This window comes from Bacillus kexueae, assembly GCF_022809095.1.
Taxonomy (GTDB): Bacteria; Bacillota; Bacilli; order Bacillales; family Aeribacillaceae; genus Bacillus_BZ; species Bacillus_BZ kexueae.
Genome location: NZ_JALAZE010000010.1, coordinates 65,968 through 76,604, shown reverse-complemented (window position 1 = coordinate 76,604; position 10,637 = coordinate 65,968). Strand labels below are relative to the sequence as shown.

9 protein-coding genes are annotated in these 10,637 nt (G+C 41.3%); 3 read left to right on the top strand and 6 right to left on the bottom strand.

Annotated elements, in window-relative coordinates; all coding sequences use genetic code 11:
• The first annotated feature begins 368 nt into the window (after nucleotides 1-368).
• Nucleotides 369-923, top strand: coding sequence for a competence protein ComK (locus ML543_RS14645; protein ID WP_243388179.1), 555 nt, complete (start codon nucleotides 369-371; stop codon nucleotides 921-923).
• 156 nt (nucleotides 924-1,079) lie between these two features.
• Here the strand turns inward: ML543_RS14645 and ML543_RS14640 are convergent, their stop codons facing one another.
• The 3 genes from ML543_RS14640 to ML543_RS14630 all read right to left on the bottom strand — a co-directional run bounded on the left by ML543_RS14640 (nucleotide 1,080) and on the right by ML543_RS14630 (nucleotide 5,046).
• Complete coding sequence (locus ML543_RS14640) at nucleotides 1,080-2,567, bottom strand: zinc ribbon domain-containing protein (protein WP_243388178.1); 1,488 nt, start codon at nucleotides 2,565-2,567, stop codon at nucleotides 1,080-1,082.
• A 35-nt stretch (nucleotides 2,568-2,602) separates the two neighbouring features.
• Nucleotides 2,603-3,364, bottom strand: a complete 762-nt coding sequence (locus ML543_RS14635; RefSeq protein WP_243388177.1) for a zinc ribbon domain-containing protein — start codon at nucleotides 3,362-3,364, stop codon at nucleotides 2,603-2,605.
• 461 nt (nucleotides 3,365-3,825) lie between these two features.
• Nucleotides 3,826-5,046, bottom strand: coding sequence for a DUF819 family protein (locus ML543_RS14630; RefSeq protein ID WP_243388176.1), 1,221 nt, complete (start codon nucleotides 5,044-5,046; stop codon nucleotides 3,826-3,828).
• Between the two features lie 105 nt (nucleotides 5,047-5,151).
• Here ML543_RS14630 and ML543_RS14625 point away from each other — a divergent pair, with 105 nt between their 5' ends.
• Together ML543_RS14625 and ML543_RS14620 are read left to right on the top strand one after the other, a co-directional pair.
• Nucleotides 5,152-6,750 carry an ATP-binding protein gene (locus tag ML543_RS14625; RefSeq protein WP_243388175.1) on the top strand — a complete coding sequence of 533 codons (1,599 nt, stop codon included), beginning with the start codon at nucleotides 5,152-5,154 and terminating at the stop codon, nucleotides 6,748-6,750.
• Nucleotides 6,747-7,448 carry a response regulator gene (locus ML543_RS14620; RefSeq protein ID WP_243388174.1) on the top strand — a complete coding sequence of 234 codons (702 nt, stop codon included), beginning with the start codon at nucleotides 6,747-6,749 and terminating at the stop codon, nucleotides 7,446-7,448. Before ML543_RS14625 ends, ML543_RS14620 begins: the two co-directional genes overlap by 4 nt.
• Here the strand turns inward: ML543_RS14620 and ML543_RS14615 are convergent.
• The 3 genes from ML543_RS14615 to ML543_RS14605 are packed head-to-tail and all read right to left on the bottom strand — an operon-like array spanning nucleotide 7,429 to nucleotide 10,637.
• Nucleotides 7,429-7,749 carry a DUF4387 domain-containing protein gene (locus ML543_RS14615; RefSeq protein ID WP_243388173.1) on the bottom strand — a complete coding sequence of 107 codons (321 nt, stop codon included), beginning with the start codon at nucleotides 7,747-7,749 and terminating at the stop codon, nucleotides 7,429-7,431. The two genes, ML543_RS14620 and ML543_RS14615, sit on opposite strands and share 20 nt — an antisense overlap.
• On the bottom strand, nucleotides 7,746-9,113 hold the full coding sequence (locus ML543_RS14610) for an acyclic terpene utilization AtuA family protein (RefSeq protein ID WP_243388172.1): 1,368 nt from the start codon (nucleotides 9,111-9,113) through the stop codon (nucleotides 7,746-7,748). Before ML543_RS14610 ends, ML543_RS14615 begins: the two co-directional genes overlap by 4 nt.
• Nucleotides 9,114-10,637 carry a tripartite tricarboxylate transporter permease gene (locus ML543_RS14605; RefSeq protein ID WP_243388171.1) on the bottom strand — a complete coding sequence of 508 codons (1,524 nt, stop codon included), beginning with the start codon at nucleotides 10,635-10,637 and terminating at the stop codon, nucleotides 9,114-9,116. It abuts the gene before it with no gap.

Below are 10,637 nucleotides of genomic sequence, written 5' to 3'. Positions count from 1 at the left end.
TTTGTGATTGCCGATCAGCCAAAGGTTTTTGTGAATGATTACACGATCATAAAGAAGGAGAATCAACATTTAGGCTAGGTTATCTTCACGAACAATAGTTAAACCGTGCTAGGTTATATAGTCTGGTCATCAACGAATGACCTCCAGGCGTTGATTTGAACAATTCGATTCGTTGGTATGAAGATCAGCAATGAAAGGAGGTGATGTAGTGGGAAAGTAGGGAAAAATAAAAACCCTTAAGCACCTCACTTGGGAATCGGCGTGCTTAAGGGTCATTCACAGTTGGAAAATTTACCAACTTTACTCGTATTATATCCAACCGTATTTGAAAAGAAAAGGTTAACTTAACGATGGGAGGGTTTTAACCAATGATTCAAGTAAACGTAGGAGAAATGATTACGGAAGAAACACTTGCCGTTTTACCGACGTACTCTGAAACCGGTCACTTACATAGCAACGTGCTAACGTTAAGTGGGGATAAAATCTTGGAAAAACCTCCATTGCACTTCATTAAAGAAAGCTGTACCTTTTATGGCGGAGATTTCAAGGGGAAAGTCAATCATGCTAGATCCGTCTTGAAAGGGAAGCGTATGCTCCCCATCTTAATTAGTGAGACGTTTGCCTACTGCATGCTTCCAGTCGGAACGATTATGGACAAAGCCTCAGCGTGGATCGCCTATAATCATGTCGATAGTGTCATTAGCCATGGCGAACGCTCAATGGTCGTCTTCCGGAACAAGCGTGAAGTCGTAGTGAATATGCGAAAAGCTCCGCTGGAAAGACAGCTTTATAAAGGAGCGCGTCTTATTAGCACCCACCTCATACGAGAAAAACTCGCCATGATGCAAAATCAAGTCAATAAAGCGGCAGACGGGAAAGGGTATTATATTTATTTCGTGCCTCCGCATGAAAAAATAAACTAAGTAATTGACTAGGACAACCATCGATGAAGCAGGGTGCATAATTAGTAAATGGACATTGTGAAAGAGACCCCCAAGAATGCTGATATTAAAGCATTTTTGGGGTCTGGCTGTTTGCAGTACTCTGCTCGATTATGACAGATTGGACAGTTGTGAATATTAAGAGTCTGTTGATTCTGCAGCCCATGTAGAAGTGTAAACTTCAGGGTTTTCTACCTTTAACTCTTTTAAGTTGTCATCTGAGAAAAACCATATATAGCTAAAGTAGTCGACAAGCCATTTTTTGGATTTCTCATCATAAATCAGGTCGTAACTTCTTGTAATTGTATCTTCTGTTAGTTCGGGTTGATTACCAACATAAAACTCATCTTGGTTATAATAGCTCATAGCTGATACGTCAGCAGTCCATTGGCCATCTTTATAAGATACGGAAATGGAACCTAAGTCAAATGAAGAGGAGAGATATTGAATTTTCGATGCAATCTCGTATTCTTTCTCGTCATTTGCTTCTTCTATAATCCATTCTTTTACCCTTTCTGTTGCCGTCGTAACATTGCTTGTGTCTAAAGTTGTATAGGCAAGAGGCATTTGCGATAAGTATTCATGAACAGTGTTAATAATTGAATCCCTTAAATCAGTGGTCACGTATGAAACATAAATGTAGTCATCAGTAATTGGTTGCTCTTCCGTTTTAATTGTTCCCCAAGGTAGTTCAGTTTCTACTTGCCATGTCATCGAGCCATCTAATAATACAGGACCGAAAGTTGGTGTTTCGAGCAAATTAATTTCAGTATCTTTTCCGTTTATATAAAGTTTGACTATCTCATTTGTAGCTCCATCATTTGGAAGAACAAATGTAACTTCTTCCGCTTCTAACCGAGCATATACAAAGTCTTTGCTGACAGCACCACTGATAAAAATTTCTTCTTCATATTTTAAGTCTACAATATCTGAGTTTAAAACTGCTTCAATCTTATGGATACCTGGTAGGAATGGTCCAAAAGTCTTTTTATAGTCAGGTTCTGTGGCTTCTCCTATTTCTTCCCCATCAACATATAATTTTGTATCTTTGTAGTTTGTTTCAATTTCCACATAAACAGTAGGGATGGAGAGTTGATATTTATCATAAAATAGGAAGGTACCATTATGATCCAGTTGCACCATGTTCAATTCAAAAAAGTTTTCTGCAAAATTCTCAAGTTCTGACTTGTCTTCTTTGTTCGTATCAAGAGAATCGGATTGTTGTTTTAACATGGATACGGTAGCAGTGATTTGTTCAGGATTCTCCTCAAAATATTTCATGAAACCTTCAACAGCTTTTTCATCCACTTCTAATTTTTTGTCATCTGCAGTGAGAAGTTTCGCCATTTTTTTGCTATTATTCTCAAGTAACGCTTCTTCAAAGCTATTAATGAGTCGTTCTTTGGAGAACACGAACTGGAAAAGTTGATGACCAACAAATAGTAGTAACAATGTTGAAATTGCGATTATCGCCATTTTTTTCTTTTGTTTTGGAGTTAATTTTTTTAATACTTGTGTTCCACTTTGTGCAGAAGTGTCTTCACTTATTTTAATTGCAGTTCCGCATTCACCACAAAATTGTGCATCTTCTTTAAGTTTGTTTCCACAGTTTTTACAGTATTCCATGTTTCCCTCCTAATTATTACGTAGAAATCTAGTTGTTAAAATGGTAGAAAATAATTGAATATCCCTTCAAAAAGATGTATGAACATTGAAAGTAACAGTTCACTCATGATGTTAATGCTAAAAAGGGTGAAAATAAATACAATTAGGGCCCCATAAACAGTATCCAAGCCACTAGTTGCTTCTTTTGAGTACGACACAAGTACAAGCGTAGGAACAATTGTAATTGCCGCAATAAAACCAATGATTAATAGTAATATGAATAATTTCATTTGAAGAAAGGCCATAACAACTGCTAATAAAAATAGAGCAGTGAATGGGACGAGTAACGTTCCAACTCTACCGATGACACTTTGTAGCGTTACTGAAACTTTACGAAGCTTTAGCACGGCGAATATATATACTGAAATGAGAGTCGTAAGGGCAGTATAACCAATAAAGGGCTTAAGGAATGATTCTGTAAACGAGCTTTCAAAATAAGGTCTCACATCTCCTAAACCAACTTCAATAATTAGTGGGATTAATAATGCAAAAAATGCAATAGTGATGAGTCCATTAATCCAGTAGTTATGAGTTGAATTTGCACAGCTTGTATAAGGTTTTATTAATACTTGTAAATAGTATTGAAAATATCTTTGCGAAAATTGCTTAGCTTTGGTAAAATCTTGACTTCCAATACTTGTAGATTGTTGAAATCTCGAGTCAATCGTTGCAGCTTCTTGTTGTATTTGTAATGGAGTTCCGCACTTTGAGCAAAATTTCCCCCCTTCATTCTCATATAGACAGTTTGAACAAATCATTTTAAAACACCTCACTCATAATCTAGTATTCTTTTCACTCGTTGATAACATAGAATTAGTATTTAAATACAACAGTGAAAAAAACATGCAATTAGGATTATATAAAATTTTAACTAAATGTGCAAAAGTAACCATAAAAACCACTATTTAGGAGTTATTTTGGGGGTTATTTACTATGGGTTGATTTCCAAACTGGCTGTATTTCAATTAATTTTCGAAAGGGATTATCTAGTTAAAAAGCATGTGAGAAAGTGTGTTTGAAATTGATTAAAGTTGGGTGAAAAGATCTGTGTTTGTGCACCAATGGTTTATATCACTGATTACCAAGCGGAGAAGACGAAGCGCTAATCTAATTAGATGAATACGGACACCTATGGGTCTGGATTGAGGATTTTGCTTTAATAAGAACAATAACGAAAAAGTCCCCTTAGGACTATGCATTCCAAGGGGACTTTTCACATTTATACAAATGTCGAAAACCACATGCCAAGAAACGTACCGATATAATTCCCGATGATGTACCCGAGTGTACCAACGACCATAATGGGTCCGATTAAGTTTTTCCAGCCTTTTGCAATGGCAAGCGCGGCTGCGGTCGTTGGTCCGCCGATATTGGCATTGCTTGCAAGGATGATGTCTTCTAAATTCGCCTTCATAACTTTGCCTGCAAGAAGAGACGTCATCATATTGAACAAGACAATGATGAAGACAAAAACGAATAATAATGGTGCGTTTGAAACAATTAATGGAATGGAAGCAGGAATGCCGATGACGACAAAAAATAAGTAAATGAAGTATGTACCGATTTCTTGGCTACCGTGTAGACGTTCAAAGTAACGTGGGAACAAAAGTAATAAGAAAATCGTGAACGTTGTTAGCATTAAATATCGATCGCCAAAGATGCCATTGACGACATTCCAAAAAACAAACACGTCTTCTCCCGACGGAATAACGGTATCCAAAAATGTCGCAAATTTAAATGAAAGGACAACGATCGAAAAGGCTGTCCCAATGGATAAGGCGATGTCTTTTAACGAAATCTCTTTTCGACGCCAAAAGCTTTCTGCTAACGTTTGTCCCTCTTCTTTGTTCGTTTCGACTGAGGTGATATGAGGAGTTGGGTAGTTTTTTTGAAACCAACGAATCGTTGGGATCATCATTAAAATGAGAAAATAAGCGGCCATCATCATGTTATCCGCGACAATCGAGGCCGAAACCATTTCTCCAGGTACTTCAAGCTTTGCGGCCATTGCGGCAAAGTTCACGCCCCCACCAATATAAGAAGCGCTCATCATCGCCCCAATTTGGTCGAGGTAAGGAATGTAGGGCTTAAAAAGAAAGAAGCTTACAATAGTCCCAACTACTGTCCCGACCGAGCTTAAGAAAAAGAGAAGAAGGAGTTTTCCGCTTTCTCGCCATATTTTTGTTAAGTTGACATGGAATAATAGCAATGGAATCGCAAGGGGAACAATGATGCCCCAAATGGAATCGTAAACCGGTGATTCTGTCGGGATAATGCGCAAATTGGATAACACAATAGCTCCAACGAGTGCGATGATCGCCCCTGAAAGCTTCGATGCCCACTCAAATCGCTGTTCTAAGTAAATGCTCACCGAAGCCCAAACCACAACAATCCCCCACAACGTTAACGTATCATCAGGTTGAATAAGTGTACCGCTCATTCGTTTCTCTCCTTTCATTTCTATGACCTTATAATAGTATGAAAATTTTAAAAAATAAATCTTTTCTTTTATAATGGGAGAAGAACTGACAAGAAGGGGATAAAGATGAAACCGCTGAAGCTTTATATGAAAATAGGCATATTCATATCCATCTTACTACTTGTGACTGTATCCATTCTTGGGTATTCATTTATGCGCATGATGTCTACTACGTTTGAAAGTCAGACGGGTGAACGGGCTCTACATGTGGCGACGACTCTTGCGAATATGCCATCCATCCGTGCTGCTTTTACAGAAGAGAATCCGAGTGCTTTGTTGCAGCCAATTGCGGAGGAAGTTCGGAAAACGACAGGGGCAGAATTTGTCGTAATCGGGAATCGTGAAGGCATTCGTTATGCGCACCCAATAGAAGATCGGATTGGGAAAAAGATGGTCGGCGGCGATAATGACCGTGCGCTTCTTCACGGAGAGTCTTATATCTCAAAGGCAGTCGGCTCACTTGGTCCTTCCTTGAGAGGGAAAGCGCCCATTAAAAATGAAGAGGGAGACATCATCGGCATTGTGTCAGTCGGCTTTTTACTCGAAGACATTGATGCCATCGTTCATCAGTATCGAGTGAAAATCATTTTTCTCGTTGTGACCGTTCTAATGATTGGAGGGATTGGGTCCATCTATATCGCCAAAGGGGTAAAAAGAGCGATTTTTGGTTTAGAGCCTCATGAAATTGCCCGACTGTTCGTCGAAAAGAATGGAATTTTACAATCGGTTAGAGAAGGGATACTTGCTATTGATGAGAAAGGGGCTATTACGATGGTCAATCAACAAGCCTACGATCTACTTCCGCTCGATCCATCGGTGGATTATGTTGGAAAATCGATTCGAGAAGTCCTTCCACAATCACGGATGATAGACGTATTGGATTCGAAGGAGAGTCAATTTGACGAACAAGTATCTTATGAAGGTCATGAGCTTATTGTAAACCGAGTGCCCATTTTTGAAGAAGGCGAAATGATGGGCGTTGTGTCGAGTTTTCGCCGGAAAAATGAGATTGATTTGTTGACGAAACAATTATCTCACGTTCATCGTTACGCCGAAGCGTTGCGCGCTCAAACGCATGAATTTGCGAATAAATTAAATACGATTTCAGGCTTGATTCAGCTTGGCTCTTATACAGAAGCGATTGAATATATACATAAAGAAACCGATGGGGCTCAGACAATTGTTAAACGTGTCATGAAGGCCATACCCGATCCAATCATCGCGGCTATTGTCATTGGAAAGTTTAACCGAGCACAAGAGCTGAAAATTGATTTTCATATCGACAAAGAAAGTCAGTTGCAAGATTCGCTTGACGAGATGGATCGGGAAAAGCTTGTCACCATTTTAGGGAATTTGCTTGATAACGCTTTTGAAGCGGTATTGGCATCGGGAAATGCTAACAAGAAAGTTAAGTTGTTTATGACCGATCTCGGTCATGATTTTATTTTTGAAATTGAAGATAACGGTAGGGGAATTAGCGAGGAGGAATTTCCCCGGCTGTTTGAGAGAGGATTTAGTACGAAGCAAGGAGAAGACCGTGGGGTTGGGCTATATTTAGTTCAAGAAGCGGTGACGCATTTAGGAGGGGTGATCACCGTGGGAAATGGGAAGTTTGGAGGAGCAATTTTTACAGTAATTATTCCAAAGAGGGGGCGGGATGAATGAACGAGATACAAGTGCTTATCGTTGAGGATGATTGGAAGAATTCGGAGATTAATCGTCGGTTCACAGAAAAAGTGGAGGGGTTTTCTGTCTGTGGAGTGGCAACGACCGTTGAAGAGGCGAAAGAACTGATTGACATTTTAAAACCCAATTTAGTTCTTCTAGATGTGTATTTACCGGATGGGGATGGAATCAACTTGTTGTGGTACTTGCGAACATATAAGCAGGATATCGATGTCATCATGATTACAGCTGCAAAAGAGGTAGACCGTGTGGAAGAAGCAATTCGCGGTGGGGTGTTTGACTTTTTAATTAAACCGATTATGTTAAATCGACTGAAGCAATCATTACGAAAGTATCGGGAATATAAAGGTAAACTTAAGGCTGTAAAAGAGGTGACACAAGGGCAAGTCGATCGCTTACTCCATCGTCTTCCTGAGCATGAAGAGGTTCATTCTCTCATCCCGAAAGGAATTGATCCGCTCACGTTAAAAAAGGTAAAATCCGAGCTAGCAAATTATCAAAATGGCATTACGGCTGATGAGTTCGGGCAATCGATCGGTATAAGTAGGACGACCGCTCGTAGATATTTAGAGTATTTAGTATCGACAGGAGAGGTGCATGCGGACCTCTCCTATGGAAAAGTGGGTCGACCTGAACGGACCTACATTGCTTATCACATTATGGAATCGAAAGGTTAAGTAGTGGAACGTGCTGTTGTGCTCCGTAAGTATCTCTTTCTCCAGGTGATCCTGAAGGCACGGTGCGCTTCATAGTAATTTTCACAGCGCGTGCTTGTTTGAAAAAAACGAGTCCGACAATGTCTTGAACTTCCACATTGAATAGCTGACAAATCGTGTCCGTAGTCAGTCGATTGGAAGATTGAACACGTTGAAAGGAGGCGTCATCATCCATAATAATGTCAAACGTAATTTCATAAGGTCCAGCATTTTTACTTCGAATCACGCTAGCTAAATCCTTTAACACCGTTTCAGTTCTCATCTTCTTCCTCCAATCGTTCGTTTCTTAATTGGGAACAGTTCAAGGGGGCTCTCTACTTGAACCGTGTGGTAGACAGAAAACGTAAATACTTGACCACCTGATAACTCAGGAGGCGAAAAGGGAAGAGCGAGATTGCCAGCGGTGGAAATTCGGCCTTCATAGTCATAATGCATGAGCAAGGACCGAACAAAAGCGCAAATGCTATCGGCTAGCTCTTGGGTCTTGGCAATTACTTCAATGACAATTCCTAACTCATGAGGATGACCAAAAGTAATCTCACGCTCCCCCATCACGCCGTTTTGACCATAATGCAGAGAATGAAGAGAAGCTTGCTTGGCCTTCAGTTCAGGAAAATAGTCCGCTACTTCCATCTTCACTTTCTCCATGACATGATCGATTTGTTCAATGAATATCGGGTCACGAACGCCAGCTACTAACACGGTACGATAGCCGACAGGGCGAACGCCTTCAATTTTAATTTCGTAGGAAGAAGAAGGGATGAACCGACTTCCATCTACACGAACCGTTCGTTCATCATATTGAGTAAATGTGCATTGGGCTAAATCTAACATGCCACCTGGACCTGGTAAGTGATAAGGATGTGTTTTTTCATACAAAGTGTGTGCCGAAACAGATTGAACGGTACATGCCCGATTCGGATTTAACGGGCGAACGAGAAAGTGATCATCTCGAATAATCCCCATCATTCCATCCTTTGCAGTTCCTGGTTCGGCCGCGATGGCGCCGCATTCTAAAATTTTTCCCATATGCCAGCTAAGTCCAGGGTCCATTCCGTAAAAGAGAGGAAGGGCCGCTGTCATGACGGGGTCGTACGTTCTACCACTAATTATAATGTCCACCTTTTCGTTTAATACGGTTAAATAGGGCTCAACCCCCATCTGACCGACAAGAGCAGTTGATTGTGTAATGGCTTCTTTTGTGAGCGACGGTGCCGAACCACACGGTTTTACACAATCATCCTCCCACTTTTGTAAAAGCCATTGTTGATTGATGTCGGCGTAAATCAGAGCAACAGAAAGCTGAAGGTCTTCTTCTTCGGCAAGCTCAGTTAAGATGTCCATCATCCAGTCAACGCGACAGTTCGCCCCAGAGCCGCCACAAGAACCGATGAATAGAGGGATGTTGAGACGTTTCGCCGCAAGGACAAGCGGCTTTAAATCTTTTTTCGTTGCATAACGACTGACGCCCCCAACGCCTTTTCCTAGGCGATGAGGCCCCCCATCGGTTGATCCGGCATCTACACTGATCGCATGAGGCTGTTCTTGTAAACCGTTTTCGAGAGATTCCATCGGATATCCGTATCCGAGCATTCCTTGCGGTGACAAAATTCGAAGCTCCTTCATTTAGGACATCCCCTTTCCATGAGTATGGTCGTTATGACTCCGTTGTCGCTTTCGTATAATCGGGCGAATGAGCGGGATGATTAGCGAAAAGAATGAAAGAATGAGTAACAGCAAGGTGATCTTGCTTTCCGTAAAAATGGTCAAGCTCCCATTTGAAATCGTCAGCGCTTGGCGAAAGGCTTGCTCCATCATCCCTCCTAAAATAAACGCGAGAATAAAAGGAGGTGCTGGAAAGGCGTACATTCGCATGAAGTATCCTAAAACGCCAAAGAAGACGAGTAAATACAGATGGAACGTGTTAAAGCTAACGGCGTAAACCCCGATTAAACAAAAGACGATAATAAGAGAAATGAGCATCGGCTTTGGAATATATAAAATCCGCGAAATATACGGGATTAACGGTAAATTTAAAAGCAGTAAAAATAAGTTTCCGATATACATACTCGCAATTACACCCCAAAACACATCCGGGTGGTCTTGAAGCATTAACGGTCCCGGCTGAACCCCTACAACTAACAAGGCTCCTAACAACACCGCTGTTGTCCCTGAACCAGGAATCCCTAGCGTTAATAACGGAACGAATGCCCCGCTTGTTGCCGCATTATTGGATGCTTCAGGTGCGGCCAGCCCTTTTATGTTTCCTTTTCCAAACGTTGAGGAATCCTTCGCCAGTCGCTTCTCCGATAAATAGGACATAAACGATGCGATGGTTGCGCCTGCTCCAGGTAAAACCCCAAGAACAAAGCCTAATAAAGAGTGGCGCGCAATCGGACCCGAGATTTCCTTCGCTTCATTTCGTGTAATTTTGAGTGAACCGACGTTCTCGCTTTTTCCGAACCCTTGTTTATTTCGCGATAAGATTAGGGAGCCAACTTCTGCAAGGGCAAACAAGCCGAGTGCGATTATGAGAAAATCAATTCCCTCCATTAAGTATGGAGAACCAAAGGTGAAGCGAAGTGTACCGGTTTGTTGATCCATTCCAATCGTGGCAACAATAAGACCCATTGTCGCAGAGATTAAAGCTTTAACCGTGGAGCCCTCCGATAAACTTGCAATGGCGGTTAACCCAAGTAGCATGAGGGCAAAATACTCGGTCGGTCCAAAGGAAATAGCTACATCCGCCATGAACGGCGCAACAAGCATTAACAAGACAACGCTGATGGTCCCACCGCAAAAGGAGGCGATGGCTGCAATCGCTAACGCTTTACCAGCTTTTCCTTGTTTGGCAAGCGGATAGCCATCAAACGAGGTGGCAACCGTTCCGGATATCCCAGGAGCATTCAAAAGGATGGATGAGGTTGAACCCCCAAACACAGCTCCATAATAAACGCCTGCCATTAAGATAAGGGCCGAAGCTGGGTTCATCCCATAGCTTAGTGGAATCATAATGGCGATGGCGCTGATAGGACCAAGACCTGGTAACATCCCGATGATCGTACCTGCTAATACACCGATGAAGGCAAAAAGGATATTTTCAAACGTTAATGCAACTTGAAATCCATATATTAGACTGTCAAAATCCAT

Excerpts from the sequence above, each read along its gene's own strand:
- ML543_RS14625 (WP_243388175.1), top strand. The coding sequence starts at position 5,152 with ATGAAACCGCTGAAGCTTTATATGAAAATAGGCATATTCATATCCATC.
- ML543_RS14640 (WP_243388178.1), bottom strand. The coding sequence starts at position 2,567 with ATGGAATACTGTAAAAACTGTGGAAACAAACTTAAAGAAGATGCACAA.
- ML543_RS14610 (WP_243388172.1), bottom strand. The coding sequence starts at position 9,113 with ATGAAGGAGCTTCGAATTTTGTCACCGCAAGGAATGCTCGGATACGGA.
- ML543_RS14615 (WP_243388173.1), bottom strand. The coding sequence starts at position 7,749 with ATGAGAACTGAAACGGTGTTAAAGGATTTAGCTAGCGTGATTCGAAGT.
- ML543_RS14630 (WP_243388176.1), bottom strand. The coding sequence starts at position 5,046 with ATGAGCGGTACACTTATTCAACCTGATGATACGTTAACGTTGTGGGGG.
- ML543_RS14620 (WP_243388174.1), top strand. The coding sequence starts at position 6,747 with ATGAACGAGATACAAGTGCTTATCGTTGAGGATGATTGGAAGAATTCG.
- ML543_RS14635 (WP_243388177.1), bottom strand. The coding sequence starts at position 3,364 with ATGATTTGTTCAAACTGTCTATATGAGAATGAAGGGGGGAAATTTTGC.
- ML543_RS14645 (WP_243388179.1), top strand. The coding sequence starts at position 369 with ATGATTCAAGTAAACGTAGGAGAAATGATTACGGAAGAAACACTTGCC.
- ML543_RS14605 (WP_243388171.1), bottom strand. The coding sequence starts at position 10,637 with ATGGATTTTGACAGTCTAATATATGGATTTCAAGTTGCATTAACGTTT.